The sequence below is a fragment of the Dehalogenimonas sp. W genome, assembly GCF_037094495.1.
GTDB lineage: Bacteria > Chloroflexota > Dehalococcoidia > Dehalococcoidales > Dehalococcoidaceae > Dehalogenimonas > Dehalogenimonas loeffleri.
This window is the reverse complement of the sequence record NZ_CP146612.1, coordinates 1,657,583-1,676,552: the sequence shown is the minus strand read 5'-3', so window position 1 is coordinate 1,676,552 and position 18,970 is coordinate 1,657,583. Positions and strand designations below refer to the sequence as shown.

The 18,970-nt window shown below is 51.9% G+C and carries 16 protein-coding genes, 5 tRNA genes and 1 riboswitch; of the genes, 3 read left to right on the top strand and 18 right to left on the bottom strand.

Features of this window, described 5'->3' with window-relative positions; all coding sequences use genetic code 11:
• The 6 genes from acsB to V8247_RS08610 are packed head-to-tail and all read right to left on the bottom strand — an operon-like array spanning position 1 to position 8,620.
• Positions 1–2,202: an acetyl-CoA decarbonylase/synthase complex subunit alpha/beta gene (gene acsB, locus V8247_RS08635; protein WP_338737444.1), complete on the bottom strand. Its 2,202-nt coding sequence runs from the start codon at positions 2,200–2,202 to the stop codon at positions 1–3.
• Between the two features lie 57 nt (positions 2,203–2,259).
• The gene (locus V8247_RS08630) at positions 2,260–3,201 is read right to left on the bottom strand and encodes an acetyl-CoA decarbonylase/synthase complex subunit delta (protein WP_338737443.1); all 942 of its coding nucleotides are present in this window, start codon (positions 3,199–3,201) and stop codon (positions 2,260–2,262) included.
• 53 nt (positions 3,202–3,254) lie between these two features.
• Positions 3,255–4,142 (bottom strand): tetrahydrofolate dehydrogenase/cyclohydrolase catalytic domain-containing protein, encoded by an 888-nt coding sequence (locus V8247_RS08625; RefSeq protein ID WP_338737442.1) that lies wholly within the window; start codon positions 4,140–4,142, stop codon positions 3,255–3,257.
• 2 nt (positions 4,143–4,144) lie between these two features.
• Positions 4,145–4,915 (bottom strand): AAA family ATPase, encoded by a 771-nt coding sequence (locus V8247_RS08620; RefSeq protein WP_338737441.1) that lies wholly within the window; start codon positions 4,913–4,915, stop codon positions 4,145–4,147.
• Entirely contained in the window at positions 4,912–6,831 is a 1,920-nt protein-coding gene (locus V8247_RS08615; protein ID WP_338737440.1) for an ASKHA domain-containing protein, read from the bottom strand. Before V8247_RS08615 ends, V8247_RS08620 begins: the two co-directional genes overlap by 4 nt.
• A 22-nt stretch (positions 6,832–6,853) precedes the next feature.
• The gene (locus V8247_RS08610; protein ID WP_338737439.1) at positions 6,854–8,620 is read right to left on the bottom strand and encodes a formate--tetrahydrofolate ligase; all 1,767 of its coding nucleotides are present in this window, start codon (positions 8,618–8,620) and stop codon (positions 6,854–6,856) included.
• 219 nt (positions 8,621–8,839) lie between these two features.
• Here V8247_RS08610 and V8247_RS08605 point away from each other — a divergent pair, with 219 nt between their 5' ends.
• Entirely contained in the window at positions 8,840–9,328 is a 489-nt protein-coding gene (locus V8247_RS08605; protein ID WP_338737438.1) for a ferredoxin-like protein, read from the top strand.
• A 75-nt stretch (positions 9,329–9,403) separates the two neighbouring features.
• Positions 9,404–9,991: a phosphatidic acid phosphatase gene (locus tag V8247_RS08600; protein WP_338737437.1), complete on the top strand. Its 588-nt coding sequence runs from the start codon at positions 9,404–9,406 to the stop codon at positions 9,989–9,991.
• Between the two features lie 312 nt (positions 9,992–10,303).
• Here the strand turns inward: V8247_RS08600 and V8247_RS08595 are convergent.
• The 6 genes from V8247_RS08595 to V8247_RS08570 all read right to left on the bottom strand — a co-directional run bounded on the left by V8247_RS08595 (position 10,304) and on the right by V8247_RS08570 (position 11,698).
• A tRNA-Asn gene (locus tag V8247_RS08595) sits at positions 10,304–10,378 on the bottom strand.
• 14 nt (positions 10,379–10,392) lie between these two features.
• Positions 10,393–10,466: transfer RNA gene (locus tag V8247_RS08590), tRNA-Gln, on the bottom strand.
• Between the two features lie 24 nt (positions 10,467–10,490).
• Positions 10,491–10,578: transfer RNA gene (locus V8247_RS08585), tRNA-Leu, on the bottom strand.
• A 33-nt stretch (positions 10,579–10,611) separates the two neighbouring features.
• Positions 10,612–10,687, bottom strand: a tRNA-Phe gene (locus V8247_RS08580).
• Between the two features lie 81 nt (positions 10,688–10,768).
• Positions 10,769–11,554 carry a MarR family transcriptional regulator gene (locus V8247_RS08575; RefSeq protein WP_338737436.1) on the bottom strand — a complete coding sequence of 262 codons (786 nt, stop codon included), beginning with the start codon at positions 11,552–11,554 and terminating at the stop codon, positions 10,769–10,771.
• Between the two features lie 71 nt (positions 11,555–11,625).
• Positions 11,626–11,698, bottom strand: a tRNA-Lys gene (locus V8247_RS08570).
• A gap of 148 nt (positions 11,699–11,846) precedes the next feature.
• Between V8247_RS08570 and V8247_RS08565 the strand changes: the two genes are divergently transcribed.
• The gene (locus V8247_RS08565) at positions 11,847–12,986 is read left to right on the top strand and encodes a type II glyceraldehyde-3-phosphate dehydrogenase (protein ID WP_338737435.1); all 1,140 of its coding nucleotides are present in this window, start codon (positions 11,847–11,849) and stop codon (positions 12,984–12,986) included.
• Positions 12,987–13,001: 15 nt separating this feature from the next.
• Here the strand turns inward: V8247_RS08565 and V8247_RS08560 are convergent, their stop codons facing one another.
• The 6 genes from V8247_RS08560 to V8247_RS08535 all read right to left on the bottom strand — a co-directional run bounded on the left by V8247_RS08560 (position 13,002) and on the right by V8247_RS08535 (position 18,810).
• Positions 13,002–13,445 carry an MOSC domain-containing protein gene (locus V8247_RS08560; RefSeq protein WP_338737434.1) on the bottom strand — a complete coding sequence of 148 codons (444 nt, stop codon included), beginning with the start codon at positions 13,443–13,445 and terminating at the stop codon, positions 13,002–13,004.
• Entirely contained in the window at positions 13,438–13,917 is a 480-nt protein-coding gene (gene moaC / locus V8247_RS08555; RefSeq protein ID WP_338737433.1) for a cyclic pyranopterin monophosphate synthase MoaC, read from the bottom strand. Before moaC ends, V8247_RS08560 begins: the two co-directional genes overlap by 8 nt.
• A gap of 5 nt (positions 13,918–13,922) precedes the next feature.
• Positions 13,923–14,912, bottom strand: a complete 990-nt coding sequence (gene moaA, locus V8247_RS08550) for a GTP 3',8-cyclase MoaA (RefSeq protein WP_338737432.1) — start codon at positions 14,910–14,912, stop codon at positions 13,923–13,925.
• Between the two features lie 25 nt (positions 14,913–14,937).
• A riboswitch (molybdenum cofactor riboswitch) is annotated at positions 14,938–15,058 on the bottom strand.
• A gap of 66 nt (positions 15,059–15,124) precedes the next feature.
• Positions 15,125–16,624 (bottom strand): leucyl aminopeptidase, encoded by a 1,500-nt coding sequence (locus V8247_RS08545; RefSeq protein ID WP_338737431.1) that lies wholly within the window; start codon positions 16,622–16,624, stop codon positions 15,125–15,127.
• 12 nt (positions 16,625–16,636) lie between these two features.
• Complete coding sequence (locus V8247_RS08540) at positions 16,637–17,227, bottom strand: ATP-binding protein (RefSeq protein WP_338737430.1); 591 nt, start codon at positions 17,225–17,227, stop codon at positions 16,637–16,639.
• A 74-nt stretch (positions 17,228–17,301) separates the two neighbouring features.
• Entirely contained in the window at positions 17,302–18,810 is a 1,509-nt protein-coding gene (locus V8247_RS08535; RefSeq protein ID WP_338737429.1) for an AMP-binding protein, read from the bottom strand.
• Positions 18,811–18,970 lie beyond the last annotated feature (160 nt).

The window sequence follows — 18,970 nt, the reverse complement described above, 5'->3', positions numbered from 1 at the left end:
CTAAATGAGCGGCTCCAAGGTTAGAGCCGGATGATTATTTTCAGTTAAATATTCTAAGATATCTTCCTCGGTCACTCCTACAGTTTCGTCGGCGATGCGGTTCAGCAGGTCGGGAATGCCGATTTCGGCGGCTCGTTCATTAAAGCGGTCAGCGATTTCTTCCTTCAACGCCTTAGGCATCCAAACCAAACGTTTCAGGCCGCCTTCTGCGGACAGGAATTTACGCTGTGTCATGTTGTACTTTGAATGACCAACAAAACCGGGAGTAGTGACACCTCCACCGATAGTCCCCGCCAGAGTGGTAAATTTCATTCCGGATGGCGTCATGCCGCTATGCTCCCGGTTCACTGTCATTACCCCATTGCACAACGGCACAACTGCGGAGATACATTCCATACATCCGCAGGCGGTCATCGGGTCGGAAATAATGCTGTAAAAATTGTAGTGGTCAATATTTCCCCGTGAGGCTTTAAAGACGAAATCATTGACACCTTGCCACTGACCGAGACGGGCATCAATGGTTGCCCCCTTAGTCACCGGTTGATTGGGACCGGTGGGATTTATCTCAAATGATGCCTTGCAGTCCATCCAGTTATAGGAACCGCACAGTCCCGTTCGTTCCGGGCTGATCACGCAAACGTGGGATGGGGCAAATGATTGACATAAAAGACAAGAATAAAAGATATCGGTGGTTTCATCGGTCATACCTTCAATCCGGGCGTCCCGCGCGGCATAAGCGGCCTTGGCCTGATGTAATAATTCAGCTACATCGGTCTCCCAGGTGAATAGTTTAACCTGAAGCTTCTCAAATATCCGGCCGAAATCTTGATGAAGTTTCGCATGCAACAGCAAACCGATGTGTTCCAACCGGAAACCTTTGGCTACGGCGTCCTTGCTGACCCTTAACCAGGCCATATCTCGCTGCCCGATATGCATCACGCCCTGGGCGTAATTAATAAGGTGGTGAACTTGTCTTTCCAGAATAGGTTCATAATCTTCCTGCATCTGTCGTCCGGATACCTCAACAACGATACCCAGCGGTAGTTTGCTACCCGGCGGCGTATCAGTTATTTCAGGGCCAATAACCGATACCTTACCGTCAACGATATCCTCGCCGGGTCGGGATGTAACCCATTCCAGCATAGCAGTGCGACCGCCGCCGCATTCTAAATAGATATTTTCACCCCTGACCCTTTCGCCTTCAAAGGCCGGACCGTAGGCCACCGGTACCGGAACGTCGGTAATCACTGTTTTAATACCGCGAACGTCCACCGAGCGGCTGACGATTTTATCGTGCGGTACATTGCTGACCACCAGTTCAGTCGGAGGATCGCCTGCCGATAGTCCCGGTATTTTGCTGTCGGTGATAACCGGGAAGCCGAAATTCAGGGCACCGGCTGCCAGGGCATACCATTTGTCGGTTACTTCACCAAGCGCCATCACAAAAGCCGGCACCCGCTCCTGAGTGTAAGCAAATAAGTCCTTAGCGTTTCCCGGTTTTACATTACCGAAGGACAAGGCCACCCGGGTCGCAAAACCAAAGGTAAATACGGTTGCCGCGGCACCTGGTCCGAAAGGCACCAGCCGGGTCGGCCAACCGAGTTGGTGCCCGGTAGACTCCAGTTGCTGTGCAAAATTCTGATTCTTATCGCCGGCACTCAAGAAAACATAGAGATTACGCTGCTGCAGTTCCGCAGTAATTTCAGTGGCTGTAGCCTTATCCGGTGCGGCCCCCAATATGGCGGCAAACCCGGGAACGCTGCCGTCCACAAACTCCACGCCGCGTTTGCGGAGAATCACGTCATCTGCTGCGCCCAGCCATAAATTGTCGCCCGCTGGTGTTTCGGTTCCGGTGTAGCTTTGGGGGTTTTCATAATAGTCAATAGCCTCAGTAATCTCTGCAGCAAAAAGGGCGGCAATTCCGGCATCCAATACCGGCTGCAACGAGTTTAGTTCCATGTCATCAGCTAAAAGCGGCGGCAAAAGCTTACGGCAGCGCTGCAGCACCGCAACCATATCATTCAGTTGTTCCACTTTGTGTCCCATGACACCGTAGATTACCGGCAAATAATAGGCGGTGTTAGGGAAGCCGATTAACTCGGAACCGTTGCAACTACTGTTGATCCGTTGCCAGGCAGTTTCGGCTTCTTCTACAAACCGGTATGCGCCCCTGATGGCGCCGGCGGCAATTATTCTGGACATTTTAATTCACTCGCTTTCAGACCGTCTGATTCCCACACGAGGTCAACAGGAATGCACTTAGACAAGGTCAATGATTAATTCCCTGGCCGCCGCTACGGCTTCAGGGTGACGCATTATAAGTACATCCGCGCCGGCCATTAACAGCAAGGAAGCGCTCATGGCTTCCAGAGCGATACCCCTTTTTGCGGCGTCGCCCATCCCCGGCTCTTCAGCTTCGGTTACCTTGGATTCCCTGGCCTTCCAGGTCTCCCGGGCGATGTTGCAGATCAGCGGAAATTGCAGTTTTTCGTCTTGCTGGGTTAAGGCCGCCATCCGGATACGCTCCATGACTGAATAGGCATATTCAATACCGTAGCCGATGGCACTGACCGTCGGATCCATTACCGTATCAGTTTCCTTAACTCCCAGATTAGACATCAGGATGTTAAGCTGCTTGGCCAGGTTAATATCAATCGGACTGGAGGCAATAACCACATGATTGGAGGCCATCGCTGTCGCCCCGATTTTCTTGTAATTGCCTTCTTCAACCGGGCCCAGCGCCAAGCGGCGGTCGGTTATGTTTTCAGCGACCGCCCGCAACACCTCGGTATCTTTCTCCAGATTTGCCGTGCCCCAGATGATGATTGGGACGTCTATCTCCCGGCAGATATTTTTTACCAGTTCAACGGTTTCTTCCGCACTGCGGTTGGAACCATTGGGATCGGTGCTTTGAAGCTGCAGGCAGATCATTTCCGCACCGTATTCCGAGACGCACTTTTTTGCCCAGGCCACCGGGTCATTCAATACGTCGGCGAAAGGATGTAAAGCTGCCTCCGGCCAGTCAACCGGTGCTTCGTCATAGACCTCCATGGCAATCTGAGGCATGTTGGGCATTTGGCCTTCAAAGGTATAAAACGGATATCCGGTTTCCCCTCCGATTGTAACGGCGGCGTCATTATCGCCCAGTTGAATTGAGCGAATGGCTCCGTTGTATTTAATCTCAGGAATCTCAATGGTCATTTCTTCCTCCAGTAATTGTCGCCGGGTGCAGGATGCCGAAGACTCGTCGGGTTTTATATCAATTCGTGTGCCAGTTTGGCGGCTCGAACCGTATTAGCCATCAGCATGACAATGGTCATTGGACCGACGCCGCCGGGAACCGGAGTGATGACGCCGGCTACTTCCTTAACATTATCAAAATCTACGTCACCGGACAAGATTCTCTTTCCTTCCGGCGTCCGTCCGATTTCATTGGTACCTACGTCAATGACGGCAGCTCCGGGTTTTACCATGTCGGCGGTGATGAATTTGGGCTTGCCGATTGCCGCAATCAGAATGTCTGCCCGGCGGGTATGAGCCGCGATGTCCCGCGTAGCGCTATGGCAAACAGTGACAGTGGCGTTAGCGCCCGGTGCCTTTTGTAATAAAATATTGGCTACAGGTTTACCGACGATATTTGAGCGACCGACGATAACAACCTCCGCGCCGCTGGTTTCCACGCCGCCGCGAATCAGCAGCTCCTGAATCCCATGAGGGGTGCAAGGCAGAAAACCCGGTTGACCGATTACCATCCTCCCCACGCTGACCGGATGAAACCCGTCCACATCCTTATCGGGGCTGATCGCCAGTAGTATGCGGTTTTCATCAATATGGTCGGGCAGGGGTACCTGTACCAGAATGCCGTTGATTGCGGGGTCGGTATTCAGGTCGGCGATAAGTTTTAATAATTCTTCCTCTGAGGTGCCGGCTGGCAGCGGATAATTGGCGGAATATATTCCCAGGGCCTGACAGGCTTTGATCTTAGCGCCGACATAAGTCTGCGAGGCCGGGTCATCTCCGACAATAACAGTCGCCAGACCAGGCACAATGTTATGATTGGCTTTTAAGTTCGCCACTTCCTTAATCAGTTCTTCTCGTATCTGGCGGGCGGTTTCGGTACCGCTGATTATTCTGGCCGTCATTATTACCTCTCTTGATCCGGCGTTATTATTTTAGCCATCAACTCATTCATGGACGCTGCGGCGGCCGCTTCGTCCGGCAGGTCCAGCAATGATTTTTGATGCCAATCGTATTCCATGATTTGGGAATCCTGGGGTATTACGGCATCAACGGTAATGCCCAAACGGTCAAGTTCACTGTAGACCAGCGGGTCAATTACTGCCGGAGCCTGATTTATTACCACCCATTTCTGCTTGATGTCCAGTCCCATTTCAGTCACCAAATTTAAAATGCTGTTTAAAGTGCGTATCCCTTTAATAGAATGGTTGGATACCAGAATCAGGTGGTCCACCTGCCCTGTGGTGCCACGGGAAAGGTGTTCCAAACCGGCCTCATTGTCCATCAACAGGTAGCGGTAATTGGACGTCAACTGATCAATGAAGTTCTTGAGCACATTATTGGGAAAACAGTAGCATCCCGCTCCCTCACCCCGGCCCATGGTAATCAGATCAATGCCGCGGCTTTCCACAATGGTTTCGTTCAGCTTAATATTAAGAAAAGATTCCTTAACTACCCCTGAAGGAATAGAGATTTTATTTTCATTAAAACCTGCCAGCACTGAGCCGACGGTTAATTCAGCATTAAGACCGATTCCCAAACCCAGATTAGCCGCCGGATCTGCATCCACTGCCAGCACCGGTGTCAGATTGTGTTTTAACAGATAGCGGATAATCAGTCCGGCCAGTGACGTTTTCCCGGTGCCGCCCTTGCCGGCCATGGCGATGGATACCGTCATCCGCCGCTGCCCCCGGCAAAATGGTTGGGCTGGCTGATGACGGTGGGAAAAAGGGAAATATCAGTGTGGGGCAAAAACATCGCCGCCATATAATTATCCATGAAAGACGCGCTGTCAGATAACTCAATGTTGGTTACCAGTTTGGCGGTAATACGTCCGGCCTCAATCAATTCCGTAGAATAACTGCTGAGCCTGGCCCCCAGCAGCGAGCCGTTGCCGGCAAATATAAATTTATCCCGATCAATATCCGGCAACAGGCCGATAGCTATCGCACATTCCACGTCAATATGACTGCCGAAGGTGCCGGCCACGACAACCTTGTCCAGTTCGTTGAATGACAATCCGACGCTGGACAGTAGAGTCTGGTACCCGGCGTACATTGCCGCCTTGCCGCGAATAAGATTATCCAGATCAATTTCGGTAAGCACGATGTCCTGTCCGGTTTCGGTCGTGTTTGCCGCAGCCAAAACGTACTCGCTGCCGTCGGTTCCTATGCGTACCCGTTCGGTGACTCCGGCCTGAAACTTGCCTTTAGGGTCAATGACCCCGGCCTTAAATAAGGCCGCCACCGTGCTGATAAGCCCGGCGCCGCAAATCCCACGGGGTCTGGCCTGACCGATGGTATTAATAACCGGTTCATCAACCGCATTATCTATATTGAATCCTTCAACGGCACCGCTGGTGGCTAACATGCCGTGTTTGATACCGCCCCCCTCAAAGGCCGGCCCGGCGGAACAGGAGGCGCTGACCATCCAGTCGGCATTGCCCACCACGATTTCTCCATTTGTGCCGATGTCAATATAAAGTACCGTTTCGCCCCTTTGGAAAATGCCGGTCCCGACCAGTCCGGAAATAATATCGCCGCCAACGTAACTGGACACAGCCGGTACGATATTTACAGGTACCCCCGGTCCGGTTTCCAAACCAATTTCGCCTGCCGAAATAGTCGGTGGGGCCGATACTGCCGGCACATAAGGCGCCAGTCGTAAATATTTAGGGTCAATCCCCAGCAATAATTGCACCATCGTCGTATTGGCCGCCACCATGACGTGACTGATGTCACGGCATGGGACACCGCCATGCTCAGTCAATTGTCGGATGATATTGTTCAGAGTGTTAAGCACCGCTTGTTGCAGAGCCGGTAAACCGCCGGTCTTGGCGGCATAAGCGATGCGGCTGATAACGTCACTACCGTAAACCGCCTGACCGTTATACTCCACGCCCTGAGCCAGCACCCGGCCTTCAATCAGATCCAGCAGTTCACCTCTGACTCCCGTCGTCCCGATATCAAAAGCCAGGCCGTAAAGCGATACCCTGGTGTCTCCGGGTTGAATATCGGTCACTCTGAGACCGCCTGACTCCTTTGATAACGTCAGCGTCAGTGCCCAGTCTCCTTCGCGCAAGACTGCCGGTAACTGTTTAACAATGGCAAGACCGATCCGAAAATCCACTATGCCCTGGCTCAACAATGCATTTTCCAGTCGGGATAAATCGCTGATATTATCATCAAGCGCGGGCGGAGTGAGTTTGAGGAATATCTTGAAAACCGGCGGAGCAAACCGCCAGTTTTCGGCGGCCATTATCTCCTCGCTGGTTGAGAGTGATCTCAAATGGCCGTCGCTGGCTGGAGCGCGGGATTGCAACGGAATTCTGACCGTCAAATCGCTCTCCACCTCATAACGGCAGGCCAGCCTTACCCCGTTCTCAATCTCTTCCTGGCTGAGATTCAGATACCGGGTATCTCCGGTGCAACCCTGTTCTATGATAACCTTGCAGGTGCCGCACACTCCGTCACCGCCGCAGGCAGCGGCAATGCCGACTCCGGCGTGCCGGATAACGTCTAATAGATTGGCGCCGTGCTCGGCCGTCAGTCTGAGACTATCGGGCTCCAACAGAATTCGGTATTTATCGGTCATCATTAATCGTTTTCAAAAGGGGTCAAAACAGGCCGGTAACTTTTCCGGTGTCCACATCAACGTCAATGCGGCGGAAAGCCGGGTCTGACGAAGTTCCGGGCATCAGCTTGATATCGCCGGCTACCGGTACAATAAATCCGGCGCCGTTGTAGACCAGGATATCCCTGATGGGTAACGTCCAGCCGTCCGGTCGGCCTTTCAATGCCGGATCATGCGACAATGACAGGTGGGTCTTAACCATACAGGTCGCAAAATCATGTTTAGTCGCGTCAGCTTCAATAGCGTTGGCTTTAGCCAACGCGTCAGGAGTATAGCTCACCCCTTCGGCACCGTAGACATCCCTGGCAATTTTCTCAATCCTGGCTTTCAGCGGCAGATTGGTTTCGTAAAGAAGTTCAAATTTATTGGTTTCTTCGCAGGCACTGACGACCGCATCGGCTAATTCCAGCGCACCATCACCGCCAGACAGCCAGTGACGTGATACGGCGGCCCGCGCCCCGGCGCTTTCTGCGGCACGTCTGATCAGGTTGATTTCTTCGGCAGAATCGGTATGAAAATGGTTGATGCATACCACCGGATTGATTCCGGCTTTTTTGACGGTGGCTATATGAGCCAGCAGGTTTACCAGGCCTCGCTCAACCAGTTCCGGATTCGATTCGGTATAAACTGAATCAAGCGATTTCCCCGGCGTCACCTTGGGCCCGCCGCCGTGCATTTTAAGCGCGCGTACCGTTGCCACGATTACTGCGCAATCTGGCTTCAATCGGCTAATCCGGCATTTGATGTTCCAGAACTTTTCAAAGCCGATATCAGCGCCGAAACCGCTCTCGGTGACGTGATAATCTGAGAGCTTCAAACCGAGGCGGTCCGCCACAATGGAAGATTGACCGACGGCGATATTGGCAAACGGGCCGGCGTGTACCAGCACCGGCTGCCCTTCAATGGTCTGCAGCAGATTGGGATTAGTGGCTCTTACCAGCCAGGCGGTCATAGCGCCGTCCACTTCAAGGTCTTTGGTGGTAACCGGATTACCCTGACGGTTATAAGCAACCACGATGCGGCCCATGCGTTCCCGGAGGTCGCTCAAACTGGTGAATATAGACAGTATGGCCATTATCTCTGAACTGACGGTAATGGCAAAACCACTGCTCATCATCAAGCCGTCGCTCTTGCCGCCCAGGCCGATAACGATATCCCTCAGTGACTGAGCACAAAAATCCATTGCCCAGCGCATCTGGACGTTGTGCGGGTCAATATTCAGGCGTTGCACGCCCCGTTTAGCCAGAAATTCATTTGAATTATTAGCCTCGTGCTGCAGACGGGCTGTGAGAGCCACCATGGCAAGATTATGGGCGTTAGTGACGGCATCTATATCACCAGTAAGGCCCAGCGAAAAAGGGGTCAGTGGAATGCACTGTGAGCGCCCGCCGCCGGCGGCGCTCCCCTTAATGTTGAACGTCGGTCCGCCGGATGGTTGGCGAATGGCGCCGGATACGTTTTTACGGCGTTTGGCCAGGCCCTGCACCAATCCCATGGTGGTGGTGCTCTTGCCTTCGCCCAGCGGGGTCGGCGTTATAGCAGTGACGTCAATATACTTGCCGTTTGTCTGGTCCGCCAGGCGGTCGTCAACGGCCGCATAATCAACCTTGCCCAGGTAATGACCGTATGGCAACAGTTCATCCCGTAGAACGCCCCAGTCGTCAGCCAACCGGTCAATGCGCTTCATAGACCTTTCGGCCTGTTCGGCTATTTGCCAGTCTTTGAATTTTAACGGGTCAAGGTCAGTCAATCGGCATCCCCTTCAAAAAACCCTTAAATAACGCTAACGGATGGATTTTCGCGGTCGCAAACGGATATTACCGGGCATTGGAATTTAGTTCCCTGGTATTTGTATTACCGGTATATTCCAAGTATATTGAGAGAAACCAGACTCGTCAAATACTTTTTTATTATGCATCATACTTTGCCTTTTTACGGTCGCCATCAGGGTCAATTCTTAAGGGCATACATGCTGTTGGCGCCTTTGGTTCGTATTCCGTTGCTGGGACGTCTGGTGCGCCGCGCCGCCAACCGATACGCCGCACAACACCACGGTGCATTTGCATTGACCGCCGCCGAAGCTGAAGAGATTGTGACCAGGTCCGCCTGGGTGGCGGTCGGGGAGTGCGCCTGCCGCCGGACCTTTCATAATTGTGATGCTCCGGTTGAAGCGGAGTTAATTGTCGGGTTCGGCCGGAATGTGTACGCCGAGGTATCAGAAAAGACTCGTCGCATTACCTCCGCCGAAGCCGTCGCTTTGTTACAGCAGTGCCGTGAGTCCCGGTTGATGCCCCTGATGATGCAATGCCGGGGACATTATTACGCCATCTGTAATTGTTGTCAGTGCTGCTGCGTACCTCACCGGTTGAAAACCCGATTCGGCATTAATTATGCCATCGTCAGGCGACCGGAAATCGTGGAAGACTTTTTTGCTCAACTCGCTGATCATCATGGTTAGACAAACGGCGCGGATACGTCTGATTAAGCTTTTGATTGTGTTATAATAAGCCACTCATGAAGCCGGATAAGACTTGTGACCCAAACTAAGATCGCTAACTATATTTCTGACGGGCTGAATCCGCTGGCTCTCGGTATCATCATTCTGGCTGCGGTCTCTTTTGATGCTGCGGCCACAACGTCCGAGGCTGTCCGCTGGTTTCTGCTGGTTACTGTGCTGAACATTCTTCCTGTGCTTACTGTTGCCATTTTCCTGGTGCGGAGCGGGCGCATGGATGCTCTGTTCTCCAACCGGCGGCACCAGCGTCATAGAATTTACGTCATCGGCCTGTTCTTCACTGTCATGACATTGCTCTTGCTGAATTGGATGAATGCCCCGGCTGCCATTTTTGCGGTGTTGGTGATAACACTGGTGACGGTGGTTACTTTCGCCGCCGTTAATTTATGGTGGAAGATTAGTGTTCACACCTCCACCACCTCAGCTTTTGTAGTAATCCTGCATGTTTTATATGGCTGGTGGGCGTTGCCGTCATTGCTGCTGTTGCCGGCTATGGCCTGGTCCCGCGTAAAACTGGCCCAGCATACCCTCGGTCAGGTTATCGCCGGCGCTGTGGTTTCGGCGGTAATTGTCCTGGTCATATTCTTTCAGAATGGCCTAATTTAGAATTATTTCACCATAGTAAAAAGCGGCTGAATCCGGTGGATCAGCCGCTTTACTGTTTTAGATTATAGTAATTACTTTTTAGTGGAACGCTTGGACAAGCCCTTCGCGATGCCGAATAACAGCGCCGCGCAGATTACGATGAAAACGATGAAATAGATAAGGCTTTGAGTCTGTTCATCCACGTAAATCTCCTTCGCCGTTTGTACCCGGCTTATGTTTGATGCTCAAGTATAGCATCAAAGAATGAGAAGTAAAAGACAATCAGCTGAAAGTGAGGAAAATAAACCAAGTCAGTCTGCGGGAGAAAATAAATGGCTCCCGAGGAAGGATTCGAACCTTCGACCAATCGGTTAACAGCCGACCGCTCTACCACTGAGCTACTCGGGAACGTATATACTTTTTGGCTGCCGAGCCAGGATTCGAACCTGGGCAAAAGGATTCAAAGTCCTTCGTGCTACCACTACACAACTCGGCAACAAGCCTGGTAATGGCAGTCGCTTGGTGCCGGAGGTCGGACTCGAACCGACACAGGAGTTACCCCCTAGCAGTGTTTGAGACTGCCGCGTCTACCATTCCGCCACTCCGGCATAATACAGCCGAACTATTTAAAAGTACTGAGTTGGTGCCGAGGCCCAGACTTGAACTGGGGACACGCGGATTTTCAGTCCGCTGCTCTACCGACTGAGCTACCTCGGCGCCGAGACAACGCCTGATATTGTAGCCGTTCCGGATAATCCGGTCAAGCTGTCGCTGGTTTGGAGAAGGCTTCCGATTAATCTAATCCGGACGTAAATCAATAAAGTGAGGTTCTATACCGGATTCACTGAGCGCCTTTATTAGATCCGGCAGTTCATCGGAGACGGCCACAACGATAATTTCCAGACCATAGCGGGCAGCGTCAATGACTACTTCGGGTACGGAATAAAAGTAGCGCGGCTCAACGCCCACTCGTTTCAATGAAGCAAATGCTTCAATGCCCAGCGCGGCAATATGCTTTTGGTTTCTGACCAGCAGCGCCAGCCTTTCCAGATTAGCCCGATGTGAACCGCCTTCTTTAATTCCTGGCACAGCCGCCAGAAAAACCGTTCCCTGGCTGAGTGGCACAATACCTCTGATACCGGTGATGCCGACATCTTCGCCGGTCTGAGCATTGCCGGCGGCGACACCCCTGGCACCGGCATCAATACCGGTGCTGGCCATCAGGATTCCGTCTCGCATGATCAATCCAACTTCCTGGCCTTCCTTGATGTCACCGAGTGCCAGCGCTGCATTGACTGAAATATCGGTCACCGCCCGTTTGGCCATATCCACATAGGTATTAAGGTCACGGAGCTGTTTCAGCATCCAGTTAACCCCGCCGGAAGTCAGGCGATAGCGGGACCTCCCTTCAGAGACGACCAGTTTTTCCGCTATCAGGTGCTTCAGGTATTCAGAAACAGCCTGGGGCGTAATCTCCAGTTGAGCGGCTATGGTCTTTTGCTCCACCGCAGGACCTTTAGAAGCAATTTCCACCAGTATCTGAAATCGGGTGGCCGAGTTTTTGTTTTGAAGAATATCTGACATAACATTCCTGAATATAATTGATGGAAGTATTATATCATGTCAGGAAAGAGGTTTTCCGAGGGGGCTGAATGTAGGCCGTACAGGTCTCGAACCTGTGACACCCTGATTAAAAGTCAGGTGCTCTACCAACTGAGCTAACGGCCCATGATGACGTGACGATAAGTTTAACAAAATCAGGCGTATTCGCGCAAGCTGTCATAACGTCGCCGGGTTGCATCCGGCTCGGCCTTAGGTTAAATTAATAGTGTCGCGGTGAATCGGGAATTTTATGCACACCGTATGAGAGGTATCCATGGGAAAGATAAGAGTCGGCATCAACGGGTACGGCGTAATTGGCAAACGGGTCGCGGATGCCGTAGCCCTTCAGGATGATATGGAAGTTGCCGGTGTCACCGCGGTTAATGCGGATTACCGGATTAGAATTGCTGCTGAGCGCGGCTATCCCATATATTCTGCTGTTCCGGAGAAACTCTCCATGATGAACGAGGCCGGAATCCCCGCAGTTGGCGACCTGGATGACCTGATAAAAAAGGTTGATGTCGTCGTTGACTGCACCCCTAAGGGAGTCGGAGCTCAACTAAAAAGTGTGTACGAAACTGCCGGGGTAAAAGCGATTTTTCAGGGTGCGGAAAAACACGAAGTCGCCGGGATGTCTTTTGTCGCCCAGGTTAATTACGCTGAGGCTTTGAACCGGCAATTCGCCCGGGTGGTGTCGTGTAATACCACGGCTTTATGCCGCGTTATGAACACCTTCCACCGGCGGGGCTGGATTAAGCGCGCCAGAGTCATGATTTTACGGCGGGGTACTGACCCCTGGGAAAGCCACCGTGACGGCATGATCAACACTGTGATTCCAGAAACAAAAGTGCCCAGCCACCAGGGGCCGGACGCGCGCACCGTAATAAAGGGATTGGATATTACTACCATGGCGGGTGCCGGACCATTTAATTTAAGTCATATGCATTATGCCATGGTGGAAACAAACCACCAGATCAGCTTGAAGGAACTTCGCCACGCTTTGTGGGAGGAACCACGTCTGGCTTTCGTCAGATCCAGCGACGGTATTGTGGCCATGAATTCGGTAATTGAACTCATGCGGGATTTACGCCGCCCCCGAAATGATATGTGGGAAGTTGGCATTTGGGAGGACGCTTTGGCTGCCGATGAACGGGAAGCCTACCTGGTGTTTCAGGTGCATAATGAAGCGGTCACCATACCGGAAAATATTGATGCCATTCGGGCGATGACCGGCATTGAAACCGATGGTGCGAAATCAATTGAAAAGACCAATCTGGCCATGGGAATTGTAAAAAGCTTTCTGCCCACAACCATCCCAGAGGCGGCGGTTCATGCGGCTATTGGTGAAGCGCTTAAAGCCGAACGGGCGGAGTTCCGTGATGAAGGGTACAAAGGGGCTGAAGAGCCGTTTTAGGTTTGGTTGGGCGTCTCAGGCCGTTACGACATCAATGGTGTCGCCGGCGGCCACGTCGCCGCCGCTGATAATACGGGCGAAGACGCCTTCCAGCGGCATGACGCACATTCCTACCTGGCGATAAATCTGGCAATGTTGGTGGCATTCCTTGCCTATCTGCGTAATTTCCATTTCCACGCCCTGACTGGTCTTCAGACGTGTCCCGATGGGCAGCGTCATTAGTATTTCAAGTCCATCAGTCGTCAGATTTTCTGCAAAATCACCAGGGGTTAACGTCAATCCCTTGGCGCGCATCTTGTTGATGCTGGAATTATCCAGCAGGCTTATCTGTCGGTGCCAACCCTGAGTGGCATGGGCATCGCCTTGAAGGCCGTAATCTGTTTCTAAAACACCGCAACCGATATCCTTCTTCTTGGTGCCCTTTTTTACGCTGGCGCATACCGCGATAATCTTACCCATCAACACTTCTCCTGTAGGTGCCGCTTTTGCCGCCTTCTTTCATTTCCAGGCGGGTTTGTTCAATGGTCATGCCCTTGTCTACTGCTTTACACATGTCATAAATTGTTAGTGCAGCCACGGAAGCACCCGTCAAGGCTTCCATTTCTACTCCGGTCTGCCCGGTAGTTCTGACTTCCGTCATGATCTTGATGGTAGTCTCGCCCTGATATTCAAAATCAACGGTGACTGAGGTGATTAGCAAAGGGTGACATAACGGGATTAATTCCGGCGTTTGTTTAACCGCCATGATACCGGCGATACGCGCCGTGGCCAGGACGTCACCTTTTTTTATCTGGTTCTCCCTGATCAGACGCAGCGTTTCCGGCTTCATACGGATAAAAGAGACGGCCGTTGCCCGCCGGTTGGTGACGGCCTTGGCGGTCACGTCCACCATATGAGCCTGACCGTTTTCGTTCACGTGTGATAATTCCATCAGCATCAGCCCCCGATCTGCCTCATCTGCCGGCCGCCCACCGCCATTTCCTCCAGATTGTGCCGTTCCGGTTTCGCCATGACGGCTTGAAGCAGCAGGTCTTTGATATCCTGCTCGGTACCGCCCCTGCGTATAACGTTTTTTAAGTCTAATTCAGTATCATTCAACAAGCAAGGGCGCAATTTGCCGTCGGCAGTCAGCCGTAATCGGTTGCATTGTCCGCAAAAACGATGGCTGATAGGCCGGATAAACCCGATAGTCCCCTGGCCGGATCCGAAACTGTAATAGTTCGCCGGCCCGGCGCCGCTGATACAGCATGCCCAGAGTTGTCCATTTTCGGCTTCAATCCTATCCTTGATTTCCGCGACCGATAGAACCTTGGAATTGTCAGAACCCTCAAACGGCATATATTCAATAAAACGTACATGCCAGCCTTCATATTTGGCTTTTTGGGCGAAACTCGTTATCTCGTCGTCGTTAATGCCCGGCATGACCACCATGTTAACCTTGATGGGGGACAACCCGACGCGATGGGCCTCTTCAATTCCTTCAAACACCCGGTCCAGTTGTTCACCACCGGTTATCCGGGCGAATCTGTCCGGTAAAAGAGAATCCAGAGATACATTGATGCGTTTCAAGCCGGCCTTTTTCAGGTCAGCCGCCTGGGTTTTGAGCAGCGTGCCGTTGGTTGTCAGTGAAACATCATCAATATTAGGTATGACTGTTAAAAGTTTAATCAAATTGGACAGCGCCGGACGGACCAGAGGTTCGCCCCCGGTCAACCGGATGTGCCTGACTCCCATACTTGCGGCTACGCGGGTCACGGCAGCAATTTCTTCGTAAGAAAGTATGTCGTTGTGAGACAGATGATCCAGTCCGCCGTCGGAACAATATACGCAACGCAGGTTGCAGCGGTCAGTCACCGAAATTCGGAGATAATTAATGCGCCGGTTATAGGCATCTAAAGTGCCGGTAATGCAACTGGCTTCAGTCACGACTAAAAAAGCCTCCAAAAGAGGCGGCTGAATATTCCGCCCTTCTTTCCAAATACGGGAGGTGCCGCCGTTTCCAACGACGCCCTAAAGGTCGTCGGCCATGCCGTTTGGGATTAGGCCTAACGACTCGAAGGGAAACTAGATATATTCTATCACCCGGTACTAGTACCCGGCAAATACGATTATTTTCCCGCTTGAATCAATTTAAAATTTTAGACTGGGATCAGCATTTCCGCCAGATTAACCAGTGTCGCTACCGGCACGCCGCTGCTGCCTTTGGTCAAGTGGCCTTTTTCCTTATCCCCCCAGGCGGTACCGGCGATATCCAGGTGAACCCATGGTGTCTGGGGATTGATGAACTCTGACAGAAACAGTCCGGCGGTAATGGTGCCGGCAGGGCGGCCGCCGACATTTTTAATATCGGCATAATCACTCTTGTATTGGTCGCGATATTCATCCCAGCCCGGCAACTGCCAGACGCGTTCGCCGGCGCTTTCACCGGCTTTAATCACTTTTTGCAACAGGGCTTCGTTATTAGTCACCGCTGCGGAAGCCTGAGTACCCAGAGCAATAATTACCGCTCCGGTCAGCGTAGCCACGTCAATCAGGGCTTTCGGATTTTCCCGATCAACAAACGTCAAAGCATCGGCCAAAATCAATCGTCCCTCAGCGTCGGTTGAAATAACTTCAACCGTTTTGCCGCTGTACATCTTGAGCACGTCGCCGGGCTTGAAGGCCCCGCCGTCCGGCATATTTTCGGTAGCAGGTACTGCGGCGATAACGTTCAACGGCAATTTCAAGCGGCCGATGGCACTCATGGCGCCGATTACCGATGCGCCGCCGCTCATATCAAATTTCATCTCCTCCATTTTTTCGGACGGCTTGATGGATATGCCGCCGCTGTCAAAGGTCAGGCCTTTACCTACCAAACCGAGGTCCCAATCGTTTGCAGTACGTCCTTTGTAACGGATGACAATCAGTTTCGGTGGATTAACGGCTGATGACCCGCTGGATACCCCCAGCAGTCCGCCCATGCCCATCTTGACCATATCGGCTCGTTCCAGGACTTCAACTTTTAGACCCGGAATGCTGGTTAGTTTCAGTGCGGCCTCTGCCATATGCGCGGGAGTCATATGGTTTGAAGGTTCATTGGCCATGTCACGGGCCATGACGATTCCATCAGCCACCGCTTGTCCTTTCTTCAGCCCCTGTTCAAAAGCTTCAGCGGTGAAATCTCCGGCACCGATAACCCCCACCGATTTTAGCTGGCCGTATTCCGGTTCTTTGGTCTGATGCCGGGTAAACCGGTATGTCCCCAATAAAGCCCCCTGAGCGATTGCCGAACCGGTCTGTTCGCCGGTCATACCGGTTTTCGGCAGGGCGATAACCAGTTCATAGCCATGAGCGCGTTGTACGGCACGGCAAGCATCTGCAACAGCCGAGCGTAAACGCGCCAGTGTGAGAATGTCCTGTTTACCCAACCCCAGTACGATGAATTTACCAGTACCGGTAGGAGCCAGACCATGAATCGTGGTCAGTTCACCGAGTGTTCCCTTAATTTCCTTCTTTTGCCGCAGTCGTTGAATTAGTTGAACCAGTGACTTGTCCCAGTTTGTTGCTTCGCTGTCGTCCGTGGTAATTTCAAAAACCCCCACGATAACTGCATCCGCTTGAATCTGTTCAAATTCGGTGGTAATTAGTTTGATGTCCATGAAGCCTCACTTTTATTTAATGGCGATGTCGCCGGCGATTTTGGTAATAAGTTCCGGGAGATCCGTGACCGGCGTCACGGTGTAATCGGGTTCTACCGGCGGTTCAAAATCCTCTTCCAGCATTTGATATACTTCCCAATCCGCATCGGAGATACACTCACCCTGTGCCCGGCGATCCATGATGCGTTCCCTGGCAATTTCTCTGGGTGTATCCAGATATATAATGATGATTCGGGCCCTGGTTTCTGCCGCCATTTGATACAGCGGACGACGGTATTTCCGGTTCAGATTTGTTGCGTCAATTAAAACGTTGTTATTTGAGTCCAGCAATTCGCGGGCAGCGGTGTGAATGGCTCTGAAAACCCGGGTATGCTCCCGCTGGGTGTAAGTGGGCTTTTTCAACAGAGTTTTGCGGATAAAATCACTTTGCAACACAGTTGCCGGAATCTTCCGAATCAGTCTGTCAACAAAATAGCTTTTTCCGCTGCCGGGCAAGCCGACCATGACGAATAATACCGGTTTTTCAGAGGCGGAATTAGGAAACAGCCGGACCGCCCGTCTAACTTTTTCAAGGTCGCGTTTTACCAGTGGATTGATAACCATTGATTAATTATACGCTGTTCTGTTGAATGTTAGAAAACCTTGCCCGACGGATAAAAGGACGGCCATGTTTGAAGTTAGTCCAGCAGACCGAAAGCGGCCAGATGGCCGTTGGAATGCCGTGGAATGTCGGTGACAAACAAAACCTTCTTGGGGCACTTGTAATTGGCTAGTCTGTCCAGACAATATTTTTTAACCTGTTGTTCAGTAATGTCGGCACCGGGGCGTAATTTTATCACGGCCAATACCACTTCACCGCGCATGCCGTCAGGATCCGGGATACCGGCGGCGGCGGCCTCGGCAATATCAGGGTGGGTATTCAATACGTCAACAATATCGGAAAAATAAATATTCTGACCTTTGGTGATGAGCATCGGTTTTTTTACGCCGGTGATATATAGTTCGCCATGTTCATCCTTAACCCCGATATCGTCGGTGAACAACCAGCCATCCCGGATATATCGGGCAGTCTCTTCCGGAAGATTGTGGTACGCCCGCATGACAGGCCCCTTGATAATCACTTCTCCAGGTTCGCCTGCAGCAACCTCCCGGCCGTCAGTATCAACCACTCTGACACTAAAACCCGGTATTGCAGTGCCGACACCGCCGCTGCGACCGGACCGGCTGACATCCTGACAGGTAACGTGGGTGGTGGATTCGGTTAACCCGTAATATTGGATCAAATACTTACCGGTTAGTTCTTCAAAATCTTTGATCACGCTGACGGGGATCGGGGCGCCGGCGCTGCCGCAAAATCTCAGTGTACTGACATCATATTTCAAGCCGTTGATTTTCAGATGATTCACAATCATGGCATGAATAAATGGTACCCCATGGAACATGGTGGCTCGTTCTCGTTCAATAGCGCATAAAACAGCATCAATGGAGATACCGCCGATCATAACTATGGAACTACCGGCGCTTAAACAGGCCATCATGATAATGGCGATACCCATCGTATGATGCAACGGCAAGGCGAACAGAATGGCAACATCCGCTTCCGTCTGCCTGAACCCGGCGGCTGAGCCGGCGGCGGCATCTATCAGGGCTTGATGGGTGACTTCCACGCCGTGAGGCCTTAACGTCGGCCCGGATGTATAAGCAATATGGGCCAGTTCAAGCTGGGTCTTAACGTCCGGGGCACTGTCAGATCTGGACACCAGCGAGCCGTAAGCTATATACCCTTCAATATCGGCCGGAGAGGAGCAGACGATATGCCGGAGAAAATCATACCTGGCCAGCTCAGGCTGAAGGTTTTTAAGTATCGCCGGTTCCGCAAACAGCCAGGCCGGACGGCAATCGTTAAATACTGCCCGTATTTCCAATTCCTTGTATTTGGTGTCCAGTGGAACGGCGACTGCTCCGGCTTTAATAATACCGAAATAAACAATCGGAAAATCCGGGGAGTTTTCCATCAGCAGTGCTATCCGTTCTCCAGGCGTGACGCCGGCTTCCACCAGTTTTTGCGCCAACCCGTTGGAAAAACGGTCTAGATCAGAAAATGAAAGTGTTCTCTGTCCCATCTTGAAGGCGGTTCTATCTTTATGCTGGCATGCTGCGTCAGCAAGAAAAGCTGTTAAATTCATGAAAGTCCTCGAAGAGTGTGTTGTCCAGCAGTCTATCAAATCAGGCATGCCTTGCCAAATAGCTTAATTATAATGTAGCCGTACACCTGGTGTCTTGACAAGAATGTAATATTGGATTATATTGCCAGCAACTGAATATTCACACAGGCCGTGAATGAGA

What these genes read in the sequence shown, in the direction of transcription:
- acsB (WP_338737444.1), bottom strand. Translation starts at nt 2,202, where the DNA reads ATGTCCAGAATAATTGCCGCCGGCGCCATCAGGGGCGCATACCGGTTT.
- V8247_RS08630 (WP_338737443.1), bottom strand. Translation starts at nt 3,201, where the DNA reads ATGACCATTGAGATTCCTGAGATTAAATACAACGGAGCCATTCGCTCA.
- V8247_RS08625 (WP_338737442.1), bottom strand. Translation starts at nt 4,142, where the DNA reads ATGACGGCCAGAATAATCAGCGGTACCGAAACCGCCCGCCAGATACGA.
- V8247_RS08620 (WP_338737441.1), bottom strand. Translation starts at nt 4,915, where the DNA reads ATGACGGTATCCATCGCCATGGCCGGCAAGGGCGGCACCGGGAAAACG.
- V8247_RS08615 (WP_338737440.1), bottom strand. Translation starts at nt 6,831, where the DNA reads ATGACCGATAAATACCGAATTCTGTTGGAGCCCGATAGTCTCAGACTG.
- V8247_RS08605 (WP_338737438.1), top strand. Translation starts at nt 8,840, where the DNA reads ATGCTGTTGGCGCCTTTGGTTCGTATTCCGTTGCTGGGACGTCTGGTG.
- V8247_RS08575 (WP_338737436.1), bottom strand. Translation starts at nt 11,554, where the DNA reads ATGTCAGATATTCTTCAAAACAAAAACTCGGCCACCCGATTTCAGATA.
- V8247_RS08565 (WP_338737435.1), top strand. Translation starts at nt 11,847, where the DNA reads ATGGGAAAGATAAGAGTCGGCATCAACGGGTACGGCGTAATTGGCAAA.
- V8247_RS08560 (WP_338737434.1), bottom strand. Translation starts at nt 13,445, where the DNA reads ATGGGTAAGATTATCGCGGTATGCGCCAGCGTAAAAAAGGGCACCAAG.
- moaC (WP_338737433.1), bottom strand. Translation starts at nt 13,917, where the DNA reads ATGGAATTATCACACGTGAACGAAAACGGTCAGGCTCATATGGTGGAC.
- V8247_RS08545 (WP_338737431.1), bottom strand. Translation starts at nt 16,624, where the DNA reads ATGGACATCAAACTAATTACCACCGAATTTGAACAGATTCAAGCGGAT.
- V8247_RS08540 (WP_338737430.1), bottom strand. Translation starts at nt 17,227, where the DNA reads ATGGTTATCAATCCACTGGTAAAACGCGACCTTGAAAAAGTTAGACGG.
- V8247_RS08535 (WP_338737429.1), bottom strand. Translation starts at nt 18,810, where the DNA reads ATGAATTTAACAGCTTTTCTTGCTGACGCAGCATGCCAGCATAAAGAT.